The 14,919-nt window shown below is 54.1% G+C and carries 9 protein-coding genes; 4 read left to right on the forward strand and 5 right to left on the reverse strand.

Going from position 1 to position 14,919, the window contains the following annotated elements; all coding sequences use genetic code 11:
- The first annotated feature begins 37 nt into the window (after nt 1–37).
- Complete coding sequence (locus K239x_RS10710) at nt 38–544, forward strand: hypothetical protein (protein WP_419189916.1); 507 nt, start codon at nt 38–40, stop codon at nt 542–544.
- 110 nt (nt 545–654) lie between these two features.
- Here K239x_RS10710 and K239x_RS28460 read toward each other — a convergent pair whose 3' ends face one another.
- The 4 genes from K239x_RS28460 to K239x_RS10725 all read right to left on the reverse strand — a co-directional run bounded on the left by K239x_RS28460 (nt 655) and on the right by K239x_RS10725 (nt 4,869).
- Nucleotides 655–798, reverse strand: a complete 144-nt coding sequence (locus tag K239x_RS28460) for a hypothetical protein (RefSeq protein ID WP_419189917.1) — start codon at nt 796–798, stop codon at nt 655–657.
- Nucleotides 799–835: 37 nt separating this feature from the next.
- Nucleotides 836–1,420, reverse strand: a complete 585-nt coding sequence (locus K239x_RS10715; RefSeq protein WP_419189918.1) for an ASPIC/UnbV domain-containing protein — start codon at nt 1,418–1,420, stop codon at nt 836–838.
- Between the two features lie 33 nt (nt 1,421–1,453).
- Nucleotides 1,454–3,400 (reverse strand): FG-GAP repeat domain-containing protein, encoded by a 1,947-nt coding sequence (locus K239x_RS10720; protein ID WP_145417794.1) that lies wholly within the window; start codon nt 3,398–3,400, stop codon nt 1,454–1,456.
- A 401-nt stretch (nt 3,401–3,801) separates the two neighbouring features.
- Entirely contained in the window at nt 3,802–4,869 is a 1,068-nt protein-coding gene (locus tag K239x_RS10725) for a M42 family metallopeptidase (RefSeq protein WP_145417795.1), read from the reverse strand.
- Nucleotides 4,870–5,874: 1,005 nt separating this feature from the next.
- Between K239x_RS10725 and K239x_RS10730 the strand changes: the two genes are divergently transcribed.
- Both K239x_RS10730 and K239x_RS10735 read left to right on the forward strand, forming a co-directional pair.
- Nucleotides 5,875–6,447 carry a helix-turn-helix domain-containing protein gene (locus K239x_RS10730; protein WP_007329551.1) on the forward strand — a complete coding sequence of 191 codons (573 nt, stop codon included), beginning with the start codon at nt 5,875–5,877 and terminating at the stop codon, nt 6,445–6,447.
- A gap of 540 nt (nt 6,448–6,987) precedes the next feature.
- Nucleotides 6,988–8,100, forward strand: a complete 1,113-nt coding sequence (locus tag K239x_RS10735) for a hypothetical protein (protein ID WP_145417796.1) — start codon at nt 6,988–6,990, stop codon at nt 8,098–8,100.
- 27 nt (nt 8,101–8,127) lie between these two features.
- On the opposite strand, the gene K239x_RS10740 is transcribed toward K239x_RS10735, so the two are convergent.
- On the reverse strand, nt 8,128–11,256 hold the full coding sequence (locus tag K239x_RS10740) for a CRTAC1 family protein (protein WP_145417797.1): 3,129 nt from the start codon (nt 11,254–11,256) through the stop codon (nt 8,128–8,130).
- Between the two features lie 456 nt (nt 11,257–11,712).
- Between K239x_RS10740 and K239x_RS10745 the strand changes: the two genes are divergently transcribed.
- Nucleotides 11,713–14,850, forward strand: a complete 3,138-nt coding sequence (locus tag K239x_RS10745) for a CRTAC1 family protein (protein ID WP_419189919.1) — start codon at nt 11,713–11,715, stop codon at nt 14,848–14,850.
- Nucleotides 14,851–14,919: the final 69 nt, after the last annotated feature.

The following is a 14,919-nucleotide window of genomic DNA, read 5'->3' on the forward strand; positions in this document are numbered from 1 at the left end:
AACGATCCGAAGCAGTAGCACAGGGACATACAGCACGGTGCGCAAGGTCGATATGACCTTCACGTTCCAGACCGAAGACGGCCGTACCATCGAAGGCCAGAAACACATCCCCGACTCCACGGGAGATGTTGCCGTGGGGGAGATTATGCCCGTCTGGTATTCCGCGTCACAACCCGAGGTCTACGAATTAGCTATCGGGCATCAACAACGTAACACGAATGCCTATCGATGGCTCGCGGTGATCTTTGGGTCGATCTTCGCCACATACTTCGTCATCATGCCTTTTTCGAAGGCGAAGAAACTGCTGACGATTCGAGACCAAGGCAAGGCCATGGAAGCGACCGTTCGAGAACCGGCAAGGCACGACGTCCAGCACGGCCGCGGCGAACACTTGCACTGGCAAGTCGAAGGGCTGCAGCCTGAATGGTCTTTTTTCCCTGTTCCCGAATTCGATCGGCCTCAGGCTGGCAAGGCGATTACCGTGTTCCACTACAAAAACAAATCGGTCTGGGAAGGCGAGTTCGGACCGAAGGCCGTCCGCTGATCAACTTTGTCGAGCTGTTGTCAGAGCATAGAAGACCCATCGCCTAACTCGGAACAAAAAGACGGTCGCTGGTCAAGCTTGCAGCAAACATGGTCAATCGCTGTGCCACGCTAATTGTTATGCAGCGTCCGTAGCTGTGCACCGCGATCGATGTCATCCAGCGAGATCGTTGCAACGTCGCCGCCGTGAAATGGCAATGCGTTGGAATCATCGGGGGCCGCGCGGTCTAGGGCTGCCGATTGATTGTGAAGCAAAGCCTGTTCTACTTTCGAGTCTCTGACGACCGCAAAGCTATTTTGGCGCGACGCCTTCCACGACATGCAATGACTTCGACGGATCGACGTCCTTGAGGATTTGGTGCTTGCCGCTTGGCCAACGGATCGACAGTTCATCAATTCTGTCGGCATCGCCGATGCCAAGGTCAACGATAGCGGGTGCTTGGCCCATGAAACCATTTGCGGGGAATACGTCCCGTACGACGCGACGATCACCGACACGTGCGATCAATCGCGTGCCGATCCCCAGTCGGTTGCTTTCGACTCCTTCCAAAGAAAGTCGCAGTCGATTCTTCTGCGGAATCCGGTTCAGGAAAAGTCGCAGTGGACCACCGCCCACCGACGCTACCAGCAAATCCAAGGCTCCGTCCTGGTTGATGTCGGCCGCGATAACAGAACGAGAGTCGGAGTCGATATCGACGTTCGATGTAAACGAGCCGTCGATGAAATCGCTTCCGTCGACGCCCAGGTACAAACGGTTGCGTTCGTACGCGCTTAAGTTTTCCCCTTCTTCAACAATCTGGAATGCATTGCCGACCCAAAACTCTCCGGCCGCTTCATCAACCTCGCCCAGTTTCGGGTGAGTGCAGGTTCGGTTCATCGGCTGTGTCACGACAGCCCTCCAGAAGCACGTTCATCCATCGGGTTTTCCGCGTTTAAAACTCATGAATCCGGTTGTTGCGTAGATATCCAGAAACCCATTCGAGTCGAAATCAGCCATCGTCGGCGCGTAGGCCCATCCAACATCGTTGACGCCTGCGACCTCACTAATCTCGCGAAATGAACTTGAATCGCCTTGGGCGGTGTAGAGCCGGTTGCCAGCACACGACCCTTTGATTTGTTCGTAGATGCCCGATGGGTAGTCTTCGTCGCCGACGTTTTTGATGATTCGACGGCCCATTTTGGAATACATGTTGGCGACGTAGAGCTCGGGACGACCGTCGTTATTCAAGTCGCCAGAGCATGCACCCATGCTGGTTGCAAAATCGGAAGTACCTACGACTTTGGACACTTCCTCGAACTTGCCGTTGCCAAGATTGCGTAGGTGAACGTTCTGGCCAAAGTCATTGGCGACATACAAATCGGGGAAATGATCGTCGTCCATGTAGTGCCATACCGCAGCGAACGAGTGTCGCGCACCGGCTCCGGATCGGCTCTCGATCGTTACATCGCGAAAGTGCCCGCCTTCGTTGTGCCAAAGGTGATTCTCGGCACCTGTCTTGGCATCCCCGACCCAGGGTTTCGGTTTTCGAGAGCGACGAATCCGTTTTTTGTCCTGGTACAAGACATACAGATCGGGCAAGCCATCGCAATCGTAATCGGCCACGCAGGCACCCATCGGATCATGGCCGATTTTGAGTCCCGACAGTTTGGTAACGTCCTGAAACGACGTGCCGTTTTGATTTTTGTACAGGCGATTGCCCAACAGCAAGTCAGGCCAACCGTCGTTGTTGTAGTCGATCCAAGCCACCAAACTGGTAATAAGCCCCTCTTGATACTCAAACTCCCAGGATTTCAGCCACATCTGTTCGGCGACGTCTTGAAAGCTCTCGCCAGCAACCGATTGCAGCAGGAGCGGCGTCCCGGTGTAGGTCGCGACGGCAATGTCGGGAAAACCATCCTTGTTAAAGTCGGTCACGGCGACTTGAAACGAGTACTGGTTCGTAAGTTCGGGATCCATGTTCCAGTTGTCAGCGATGCCAAGCTGCGCAAGCCCCGTTGCTTTTGTCGCCTCTTCCATCAACGCCTGTTTACCGCGACGTGAACTTCGGGATTCATCCGTCCAGCTCGTAATGATCTTGCCGTGCTTGATTTCCGCGTCGTCTTGAAAACATAGTTTGACAGAATGAAAGGACTCGACGATCTGACGTTTTCCATCACGGTCCGCTCCGGAGCATTCAAGAAGGATTCGCGACGTCCAGTCCTTTCCATTGGTCGTGTTCAGCTCCAATATGCGAAAACGAGAACCGTCGATCTTGGCCATTGAATCGATCGAATCTACAATCCTTGCTGCCAGGCCCTGTGCGTTGGACTTCTGCAAATCTGAATCGCTCCGCGTCTCCACCACCGTGGCAACTGTGTCTCGAATCTCATTTCCTGGAAGTAAAATCGAGACGCTCGCGTCGTCTGTGAAAAAATCTGCGATCGCTGACTCATCGCGATTCTTTAATGCTGATCGAAACGCTTTGCCAAGATAGGTCTCTAGTTCGAACGTCTTGTGCTCCACTTCCCAGATGTGTTTCTGTTTCTCCTGGTTCAGAACAACTTCGGCACTGAGCTCATTCTTAGAAAGAGCTGCGCCGTCCGTCGTCGATGCGTTCTCGATCGCCGACGCATTTGGCCATCGGGGGTCGCCGGGAGAGTCTTTGGCCGAGACGCTGTTTTCGACCACTCCATCTGAAGTGGAATTTCCCGCGTCAACGCTTGCCTCGGATTTCTCAATCTCAACATCGATGACGACCACTGCTTCTGTCGCTGGCTGTTCCATTGCTGTGAACACCAAAGCCAGCATCAGGCCGGCCAGTAAGATGGCAAAGCCCCAAGCGATCTTTGATTTCGGTGCTGACTGAAACTCATTCATGAAAATTGACTAATCCAATCGGCAACAAAGAAACACAGCAATCTGCGGGGGAATCCACCGCCAAAGACTAGTTCATTGAAAAGCAGTCGTCAATTTTCTCGCACGTCGCAGCAGGGCGCATCACTTTTTGAAAATGGGAGATGGTTTTTTAGCGGTATGACGCAAGCCATCCGGTCGTTGACGCATCGGACGGCTCGCGCCGTTCCGCCGACAGGCTCGTGAAGTTCCTGTTGCATCAGCAGATGCATCAACGCCAAGCACTTTGTCCGACATTGTGTTCAGAATCATTTGATTCTTGACAGCCAAAGTAACTTGTTGCGAGAGTTTTCCGAACGCTACACGGGCTGGCAGCTGAAACTGCAGATCGTGCCAAGGAGCATGACGAATTGTATCTGGGGTGATCAACCTGGAATGAAATCACAGTCGTTGGTCAAGCTTTGGGCAAACAACGTCAATAGCTGTGCAACGCAATCAATGTCATCCAGGGAGATCGTTTCGACTGCCGAATGCATGTAGCGGTTGGGAATCGAGACCAATCCCGTGGCAACGCCGCCACCGTGAATTTGCAATACGTTGGAATCATTGGGCGCGGCGCGTCCCAAGGCGGCCAGTTGATAGGGAATTGAATTTGATTCGCACAGTTCGATCAGCCGAGCGGCCAATTTGGCGTTGATGTTTGGACCACGAAAAATAACGGGGCCCTTCCCCAGTTTGATGTCGCCTTGCTTGTTCTTATCAATCGTGGGGCAATCCGAAGCATGGGTAACATCAACGGCGATGGCGACGGACGGTTTGATGCTGCCAGCTGCCGTGGTTGCCCCACGCAAACCAATCTCTTCCTGGACGGTCGCGACGCTGTGCAGGTGGCACGAAAGATTCTTCTCCTCGGCTGAGCAACGACGGAGAGCTTCCATGACCGTCCACATGCCCGTTTTGTTGTCCATGCCTGGACTAGACATCAGACTTCCCTGCAATCGCCGGTGTCGAAGCTCCAGTGTGACCGGATCACCCACACGGACCAGCGACGCTGCTTCGGCTTGATCGGCGGCGCCGATGTCTAGCCACATTTGTTCGAACTGAACGACTTGGCCGCGTTCCTTTGTGGTGAGCAGGTGAATTGGCTTTCGGCTGATGACGGCATCGATGGGTCCGTTGGCGGTCCAAATGGTCATGGCTTGCCCGACCAATTGTTGGGGGTCCCATCCGCCGATCGTTTGTGCGTACAGAAAACCCAGTTCATCGATGTACGAAATCACCATCCCAATTTGGTCACAGTGTCCCGCGTACATCAGTCCCGGACCATCGGTGTCGCCAATCGTTGCAATCAAGTTGCCGTGGACGTCGGTGCGAACAGCGTCAGCGTGCGGCGTGATGTAGTCGCGGATCACCGCTTGGATTGGTTCTTCGTAGCCGGAAGGACTGGGCGTGGAAAGTGCTGTCTGAAAGAAGCGAAGTGCGTCGGGTTGCATGAGAAAGGTTTGGGTTGCGAGAGGAAATGCATTTGGGCACTGACATGATTACGTAAAGCCGCGTCGCATCAAAGAGCACCGTCGACTGGCGTGAAACGCGACGTTCGATCTTGGCGATGGGGCGGCCCAAGCATCGAATCAAGCTTGGCTGGCGCAAATCGAAGACTGCCTGACGGAAATGACCGGTCTGAGGGAAAAAATCTTTTCGATCGGTGCCAGCGCTGGCATTGGAACTTGTGAAGGTGCGGTGAAGTCTGAAAGACGGGGAAAAGTGCGTTAAAACCACCGAATTGGCCCACCCAGGGGGAGCGGTTTGGTCCGGCTGAGACAGTCAAAACCGCTGATAGTGCTTGATCCTATTCAAACGCACTAAAGAGTTAGCACGGTTTTACTCGACATAACTCTCGGACAAAGGAATTGTTGATTGAGTTCGCAAGCGGTCGCCCAAGACAACTTGCTGGCTGGTGGCAATCAACGTTATCCGATGTTCACCCAGGGGGGATTCTGGGAAAGCAGTCACGAGACTGTCGCGAGTTGATCTAACGAGCCTCGTCATGAGGACATTGCTTGTTGGCTTTGATTTGATACGGACTCATGATGTCGACACGGCGATTATAGCCGAACGTTCCTACGACTCGATTGCGCAAGTTGCAAGCAATTGCATCTTGCATCGATCGACTAGTACGCGGAACTTTCGGCGTTGGTCGCCGAGGTCAACAGCATCTCTCCACCGGCCAAAGTTCTCTTTGGTCACAAACAACTGTTTCAATAAAAAACCGCGAGGATCCCGTTCGGAGAGCGTCGCAGGACGCGAGCCGGCTGGTCTGACCCAACGCCAAATTTACTGCAATCATTTTCGCGAGCGACCCACCGCAAGCGAATGCCAACCGATCAGGACCGGTTGTGATTATGGAGAACGAGGCGAACGAAGACCGCTAGGACAATTGGTTACCGACGCACCATTGTTCGAGGGAATAATCAACGAGGCGTTATGGAGAGCCTGAGATGAAGGTCTTTACGACTGGACAGGTCGCCAAGATTTGTAAAGTAGCACCCCGAACCGTTTCCAAATGGTTTGACTCGGGGCGTTTAAAAGGCTACCGAATTCCTGGATCACAAGATCGACGTATTCCACGCGAATACCTGATCAAGTTTCTAAAGGAACACGGTATGCCCCTTGGAGACTTGGAAGACGAAGCGATGGCAAAGTGCCTGATCGTCGCCCAAGACCAAGTACTGATCGAAAACTTGAAGCGCGAACTGCCACCCGAAAAATCGTTCAAAGTTGCTGTAGCAGCGAGCGGTTTCGAAGCTGGGATTCAAGCTGAAAGTTTCAATCCAGACTGTATCATTGTTGACTTTTCGATTGGCAAGATCGAAGCAGTGCAAATCTGCCAGAACTTGCGCAAGAACATTGACTTCACTGATATCGTGCTGATTGCATTGCTGCCAGATGATGGCCAGCCAATGAGCTTCGATCGCAGTAGCATCAACGAAACGTTCAAAAAGCCGTTCGACGCCCACTTGTTGGCCGAACGTCTGCGAACTCTCGTCGGTGCCAAGAAAGAATTGGTCTAAACTAGAAGAGAGCAAGCCATCGGCTTGTTGAACTTCAGAACGACCGACGAGAACGTCGAGAGCGTCGTCCATCCCCGCAGATGGACGACGCTTTTTTTCGTTTCGAATTGGGAACGTCGCGGCGAATGCATCGATCGACGCCGGTCACAGAAGTCAGCTGGCTAGTTGAGTCTTTGCGGCGCTGGTTGGCCTTTCGCACGGCAGTACGGTTCTCCGAGTCGAACGTGTCGCTTAGAGACGCCGTTCGAGACCGTAGCTCTGCACGAGTATTCTTTTTCAACCGTATCATTCGTTTTCGAGCGTTTGCGTTGGTTCCCTGGCGAGCGCCCAGTTTCGCCAACCCAATTTCGCCAAACGAGCCTCGCAACCAAGCCTCACTGCGATCAGCTAAATTGTGCGATCTGAACCGTGATGGCCCTGTTAGCGGTGCCGCTGCGTGGTCGACTGCAAACGTTTGCGTTAGATTGTCCAAACGGAAACGCACTCGACGGCTCGCCCAGTAGCTGGGCCAATGCGAACGATGCTTAAGGTATGGAATAGATGCCCAAAAATGCGAGCCAATCTGCGAACGTCGAAAAGACGTTGATTTCGCCACGCGTTGATTTGCTGCTCGGCGGTGGGCTTTCGCTTGTGATCGCATTGATCGTGATCGTTTACGGTTCAATCAATGTCACCAGCATGGACGGAGCCTTGATCGCCGTCGGTACCTATTTGTTTACGGACCTGCTGATCAATGCGCCGCATTTTATGGCATCGTATCGCGTGCTGTATTCTCGACGCGATAATTTTCGCAAGCATCCGTTGGTGACCATTGTGGCGCCGGTGCTGGGTATTGGATTGATTGCTTATGTCGGGCTGTGGAGCTATCGCAATAGCTTGACAATCGAGAGCGGACAATCGGGCGCCTTGCCGTTTCCCATGATTGTCTTGAATGCACTGGCGCCGGTCCTATTGGGGTGGCACTATGTGGGGCAGTCCTGGGGAACGACGGCTTGTTTTGCAAGCCTGTCGGGGTTCCGAATGACGTCGACTCACCGGCGATTGATTCGCGTTGGGTTCTACGCGCTTTTCCTGTACCACATCACGTGGGGCTGCCAAGCCATGGGTTTGTTGGAAGCTTGGTATCCACAGGAAGACGTGGGGATCTACATGATGAAAGCACTGATGTCGGCCTGCCGCGTTTTGGTGTTGGCAAGCTTCGTGCTGGGTGCGGCGGGGTTTTGGCTCTTGGGAAAATCGCAGCAACGAATCGTGCCGCTAAAAGTTTGGTTGCCTTGGTGCGCGACTTACAGTTGGTACGTCATGGTCGATGTCTACCCGCAGTCATTCTTTTTGCTGCAGATCTTTCATGCGTTGCAATATCTGATGTTCCCGGCTCGCGTCGAAATGAACGAACACTGCCGCGATGGAAGCATGAAAATGCACATGCTCCTTTACTACCTCTCCTTGGTTGTCATCGGTTTTGTCGTTTTCGAGTGGACGCAGATTCTGGGTTGGACAGCAGGAGGCGTGGTGCCACGGTATTTCTTGATGATGGGAACGGCGACCATGATGGTCGTCAACGTGCACCATTATTTCACGGACGCGGTGATTTGGAAAATCCGTGATCCGGTTGTTCGCAAATCAGTCTTTGGTCACTTGGATGCTACCTAAGGCTTGATTGACGCATCTCCAGCGTGGTCAATCAAGCACAAAGAGATTCGGATCCGATTCGATCGCCAACACTCGGTGATCGATCGGCGGGTTGTCAAACGTCTGCGTCTGTCCGTGGGGCCAACGCACACGTAGTTGGTCAACTTGCGTGGCCTGTCCTAATCCAAAGCTACAGACCTGTTCGTTTCGACATAAATAGCCGTCACCGCCGACGTTCCACACCACCGACGTGCGGTCACCAAACTGGATCTCGATTTGTGCACCGATCGCGTCTCGTTCACTGGTTGTGCCCGCCAAAACGATTTGCAGCCAATGGTGTCCCAGTTTGCCTTCATTGACCAGTAGCGCCGATGGTCGTTCGATTTGGGTGACGACCACGTCCGTTTGTCCATCGCGATTGAAATCAAGCGTCGCAAGTCCGCGCCCAACGTGCGAGTCGGCCCAAAACCCAGACGGGTCCTCGACCTCGCTCAGGCGAAATTCGTTGCCGACGTTGCAGAAAAGTTGCATCGGCTGTGCGTAGGTGCCTCGGATGCTTTTTGCGTTGTCCAGATGCCCGTTTGCAACGACCAAGTCCTCGTCTCCATCATTGTCGTGGTCGATGGTTTGTGTGCCAAAACCGACCAGCAGTTTTGAAGACTTGCCCAATTTGTACTGGCGGTTGCGATCTTGAAACGAGCGGCCTTTCGTCATGAATAGGTTCGCGTTTTCATTTTCGTAATTGGTGACGTGCAGATCTATCTTTTGGTTTTGGTCAAAATCACCGACGGCTATTCCCATCGCACCGGTCGCACCTCCGCTGAATCCGTAGGCACATCCCAGGGCAGTTGCCAGATCGTCGTGGTCGTGGCCTATGGGTTTCAATTTCCACAAGCGGTTGGGTCTCGTGTCGTTGCCGATAAAAATCTCGTTGCAGGAAAGGTCATCGCCGCTGCCAATGCCGTCAAAATTAGCGATCACCAGTCCCAGTCCTGGCCGCGCACTGGCTTTGTCGCTCAAACCACGGAACACAAACGTTCCGTCCCCCTGGTTTACAAACAAGTGGTCAATCGCAGCAGCAAACTTGCTGGGTCCGATCGTGGTCACCACGTTGCCATCCGCGTCGACGGGGGACTTCTGGGACACGTTGGGGTCGTTGATGTAGCCGAGCTGCACCACATCGGGCAAGTTGTCTCCGGTGGCATCTGCAATCGCAATGGAAGCCGGAATGCGATTCGGATTGGGCGGTTGTTGGACGCGACGCTCGGAATACGTTCCGTCGCCGTTGTTAAGCAACAAGAGACAGGACCCGATGCTTGCAACAGCAATGTCATCGAAACCATCTTGGTTCCAGTCGCCGGCCGTCACGCCCAGCGTATAGCGCGAACCGCGCACGCCTGCCAAGTTTGTCGTGTCGGCGACGTGTTTTGACAGGTTGCGGTACAGTTGATTCGGCTTGTTGTTTTTGAATTGTGGAGGATCTGCTGCACCTTGTGCAAAATACAGATCAGGAAGCCCGTCCAGGTCGTAATCCAATACAGCAACTCCGCCACCAAGCGATTGATAGATTGCGAATCGAGTCGATTGCGCGACGCTGGCGACGCGATACGTGTGATGCAAATCAATTTCGCTGGCGACGTTGGAAAACGCGGCAGCGAAAATCTGGCCGTTGGCTAGGCCGTTACGATCGGATTCTTGCGTGGCGTTTGCCGACGCGATGTTGCTCTGGTCGGGCAACGGATACTGTTGCAAATCCAAGCCGCACAGATTTGACGAAAGATCGGGAAACGAATTTCCTTTGACTAATAACGCTAAGCGTTGTTCGTTCAACGACGCCATGCTGTGTTCGCCTTTTTTGCCGCCCGCAATTCTTGCTCGCCACAAGATCGCTTCCAAGGGACGATCCAAATCCTCCAAGGCGGCGGCGAGTTGTTCGACCGCGGAAGGGTCTGGGTTGGCGTTCTTCGCAACCAAATTGTTCGCGTCCAAAGCAGCCCGCAGCTTGGTCCAACGATCAAACCAACGCTCGGCATCGTCTTCTTGGTCCAATGAACCGAGTGCTTGTCGCATGCGGCTGACGGAAGCCATGTCGGTCGGGTCGCGTCGCAGTGCTTCACCAAGCGCGCGTGCTGCGGAACCGTAGTTTTGTGACATCAGGTCCAGGACGCCCAAGGTCGCCCAATAGTCGGCGAATTCCGTCACTTCCGGCGTAAGACTCTTGAACCAGAACGCCAGCATCGCATCGTCTTGGTTCTCGGCAGCAGCCCGACCAAACAACGCAATCATCGCTGGCGGCGCGGTCGAGTCGTCGATGACAGGTTTCAGCAATTCGATGACGCGAGCAAAATCCAGATCGTGAAAAGCCCGCCGGGCGTGACCGCAGGGTGCGATGGGGTAGTAGTTGCGACCACTTTGCTGTTTCGCTGGTGTGTCGGTGGAAGGTTGTTCGGGCGGCGGTTCGGTGTACATCGCGTCGCCAATCGCGATCAGCGAATGCAGTTCGTCCTGAGTCACGTTGCCTTGCAGACAAAGTTTGCGAATCAGATGGGACGCTTCGTGTCGACGGCCTTGGCGATTGAGCAAAAAGGCTAGCGGACGCAAGGCCGGAATCGCATCGGGAACTTGTTCCAGGATTTGTTCGTATCGTGCTTCGGCGTCGTCGTACCGGTGCAGCATCATGCACCAATCCGCTGACTGTCCCAGTGCCGCCAAGCCAGCGTCGGGATGATCTGCGGGGACCGCTCCTAGCAATTCGATAGCGTTGGCTGTCTCTCCCATGGCGTTGGCTAATGTGGCCATGCGGAAAAGAACTTCGGCATCCGCCGGGTCACAGATCAACAGCGTTTTCAGCTCGTCATATGATTCGGAGAGCTTGTTCGCTTCCTGAAGTTCGTTCGCTCTTAAAATCACACGCACGCGATTGTCGGGTGCAGTTTCTGCGATAGCGGCGCTGGTGTCGTTGGAACGATCGCTTGGCTCCGCTGCCGAGTTCTTCGGCTTTGCAGAGTTGTCAACCAAGTCCGACGAATTGTTGTTTGCATCTGTCGAGGTCTGGCTGCTAGCCGAACCACCGTGGCTGGGAGGTGCGTCGGAACTGCAGCCAAGCACGATCGCAACACACGAGAAGATTGCCAGAAGGAAGATTGCCAGAAGATCGACGCGTTTGAACATTCTCATTCGGCACTCGTATCGATTCCACAGACGGCAAACGCTGTGTCAGGTTGAAGTCGTCCAGATTGGACCGGGAGTAGTTGCCGTGTTTGTTTGAGAGCTTTGAACAAAACTCTTGTGTCGCAGTCGGACAGTACGGATGGAGTCGTCGCGAAGAAAAGATCGACGACTTGCCAGCCTAAAACCTCAGCCAAAAGATGCTTCCCAAGATCGCATTCCACGAGGGATCTCACCAAACTAGCGGCCTCAAGATAGGCGACCTGCAATCGTGTTTCAACAACTGAGCGGGTTTTCGCGGACTCAAAACTGCATTTCCAAATCGGCCCGCCTTTGGAGAAAACGCTTTGCGACACGCGTGGCTCCAGGGCCGGATAGATCGACGCAATCACTGGGATGGCAAATTCGCAATGTTGTCCCGATCGCTCGCTTGCTTCAGAATGGACTGAGCGTTTGAGTTGGCAATTGACTGATTGCCATCCCGATCCCGCCATCCCCGTGTTTTTTGCCATCCCTGACCGGGCCAAAGTGTTGAACAAGATCGCATCCCTCGTATTGACTGCTTTGGCTAGCATCGTTGTCGCTGTCACAATTCCCGGATGTGGATCTTCGGATTCGTCGACACCCGCGGTAAGTCCGCGGGCATCTCAAACGGACGACCCGGCAGCGATTGTTGATCCGACGGACAAAAGTGCGGCGGATCAAGATGCTGAACCAAAGCGTTTGGACGATTCGGTCGACACGCCGTCGATGGATCGCGAAGTCAAGATCGCAAACGCGGACGCTTTTGTTTCCCAAGGGGACTTTGCCGGTGCGGAAACTGAGCTTCAAAAGCTGTTGGTGGCCGATCCGACGGATGCAGAGATCTTGTTCAGATTGGCAAACGTGGCAGCGCTTGCGGGCGACTTGCCCAAAGCGATCGAACTGCTCGCTGAAATTCCGCCGGAGCATCCCCAGGCAGGTTTACCGGCTTTGGGGCAATCCGCTGATTGGTGTTTTCAGTTGAAGCGGTACGACGAGGCGGCGCGACATTACGAGAAAGTCTTGACCTTGGTTCCCCAGGCCGCGCAGGCTCTGCGGCAGCTGGCCTATCTACGCAATCGGCAAGGACGTCGGCACGAAGCAGCCGAGTATGTTCACGAACTGTGCAAGTTGGGAGATGTTCGCCAGGACGAACTGCATTCGCTGATGGCACTGAGCGATGCAATGTACGACGACCCATCCACGGCAGAAACCCTGCAAGCCGGTGAGCGACCGTACTGGCCGATTGGGGCTTCGGGACAAGCCCGGAAGAGTTTTGACGACAAGCAATACGCCGATGTCATTGCACTGTTGGAGGATTCGGTGGCCGATGGAACCGCTGCGCCCACGGTGGTCGCACTCTACGGTTTGGCGACCGCCGAAGCTCAGGACAACGAGCGTTTCCTGCAGTGGTACTCGCAGGCCGACGATCAAGTTCAGCAGTGCGCAGAGTATTGGGCGGCCGTCGGCGCTTACTTGATCGATCAGCGAAAATTCAATCAAGCCATCCGCGCACTCGCCGAAGCGATTCAGCGCGACCCGACGGATGTCCAATCGCTTGGCCGAATCCGTTACGCGTTTTTGGCGATAAAGGATGACCAAACGGCCAATCGATTTATTCAACGCTGGGTGCAGATCTGGGAAACCTTGCGAGTCAACAACATCGTTGCGGCGACCAAAATACCGGACCCGGACTCGATCGCAGAATTAGCGTCCGCGTTGGAAGTGATTGACCGCCGGCTAGAAGCGGTTCTTTGGCGAGCATTAGAGCAGCACTACCGAAATTCACCCGCTTCCGAGCGAACGAAATTGGGCAATCTTCAGCGGCAACTTGTTTCCGACGGACAAATGTTTGCGTCGCCCGCGTCTCGGTGGTGCGGACTTGACCTAACCAAGTACGCGTTGCCGGACATCAAAGGCGTTGCGTCTTCGGATGGCCCTGCAAAATTCGCCTCCGGTCCGCCGAGCGACTCCGCGATCACGCCTGCATCGTTGGCCAATATTGCACAGGCAGTTGGTCTTAAACACCAGTACGCGGTGGCAAAGGATCCGGTGAAGATCGGTTTTGCCGTCTATCAGATGCTTGGTGGCGGCGTCGCTGTAAGTGACTACGATTTGGATGGAAACGTTGACTTGTACTTGGCTCAAGGTGGCTGCGATCCTCCCGAATTCAAGGGGGATCAAACCGATCAACTCTACCGCAACGTCGACGGTTTGCTGGTCGATGCCACGCAGTCAGCGGATGCTTCTGATTTTGCATACACGATCGGCGTGACATCCGGAGATTGGAACCAAGACGGGTTCAGCGACCTTGTGATCAACAATATCGGCAGCAGTGAATTGTTGATCAACAATGGTGACGGCACGTTTAACAGACGATCGATGGGAGCGGTCGATCACCTAAATCGGGTACCGTCGTCTGTTGCGATGGCGGACCTGACCGATGACGGTTTGCCTGACATTTATCAAGCCAACTACGTTGATGATCCGCAGATGTTGCTGAAACCAGAGACGGACGAGTCGGGAAAACCGTTGTCACCGATCCTGCCCAGCAAGTACAGGCCGGGCCCGGATCAGCTGATCGTAAATGATGGTGCTGGAGGATCGAATGAAAGGCGATGGTCAGCCGATCTTTCACATGACAGCACAACGCTTGGGGTGATCATCGCGGATTTTGATGGCCAGCCGGGGGCGGAAGTCTTCACTGCCAATGACATGTACGCAAACTGTCTATGGCGACGAACCGCAGAGGGAAAATGGGATAACGAGGCGCTGGTGCGCGGGTGTGCATTTAGCTACAGCGGTGCTGCGACGGCGGCGATGGGAGTCGCTGCGAGTGATTTTCAGAATAACGGAACGATTGATATTCACGTCACGAATTTTGCCGGAGAAAACGTCAGTCTCTATTTGAACAATCAGGGCACGTTTCAGGATCGCAGCATCTTGTACCAGTTGGGCAAAGACAGTCACGACATGCTTGGTTTCGGGACTCAAGCGATCGACTATGACAATAACGGTCTGCGAGATTTGGCAGTCACCAATGGGCATATCGACGATGCCGTTTCAAACACGTCGCCGTTTGAACAGCTTCCGCAGTTGTTTCGTAACCTGGGGGGGCGGTTCGAAATCGCGGAAGTGGACGATGCGTCGGACTATTGGAGTTCAACGCACTTGGGGCGAACCATGGCGAAACTTGATTTTAACCGAGATGGCAAAAACGATTTGGTCGTCACTCACATCGAACAACCCACCGCATTGTTACTGAATCAGACGCCGACCAAGAATCACTGGCTGCAACTACAACTTGTCGGAACAAAGAGCGAACGCGATAGTACCGGGGCACGAATCCGCTTGCGCGGCGGCGGTCAAGAATGGACCGACTGGGTCATCGCCGGGGACGGATACCTCTGCCATAACGAAGACGCGGTGTGTTTTGGTGTCGGAGAGAATACGGTTCTTGATGAAGTGGTCGTCGACTGGCCTTCTGGAACACGACAAGTGTTTTCGTCGATTTCCGTGGATCGCCGAATCTTGATCGTCGAAGGCGACGAGACCGTGTTTACATTGTTTGAATCAAAGTAATCCGTGGTTGCGCGTTTTTTGGTTGATAATCGTCGCAGCGATTCGTGCTAATCTACAGAGCTGACGGCG

This window comes from Stieleria marina (assembly GCA_007741555.1).
GTDB lineage: Bacteria > Planctomycetota > Planctomycetia > Pirellulales > Pirellulaceae > K23-9.

Bases quoted from the DNA above. Each gene is read 5' to 3' on its own strand.
- K239x_RS10720 (WP_145417794.1), bottom strand. From the start codon at position 3,400: ATGAATGAGTTTCAGTCAGCACCGAAATCAAAGATCGCTTGGGGCTTT.
- K239x_RS10725 (WP_145417795.1), bottom strand. From the start codon at position 4,869: ATGCAACCCGACGCACTTCGCTTCTTTCAGACAGCACTTTCCACGCCC.
- K239x_RS10740 (WP_145417797.1), bottom strand. From the start codon at position 11,256: ATGAGAATGTTCAAACGCGTCGATCTTCTGGCAATCTTCCTTCTGGCA.
- K239x_RS10730 (WP_007329551.1), top strand. From the start codon at position 5,875: ATGAAGGTCTTTACGACTGGACAGGTCGCCAAGATTTGTAAAGTAGCA.
- K239x_RS10735 (WP_145417796.1), top strand. From the start codon at position 6,988: ATGCCCAAAAATGCGAGCCAATCTGCGAACGTCGAAAAGACGTTGATT.
- K239x_RS10715 (WP_419189918.1), bottom strand. From the start codon at position 1,420: ATGAACCGAACCTGCACTCACCCGAAACTGGGCGAGGTTGATGAAGCG.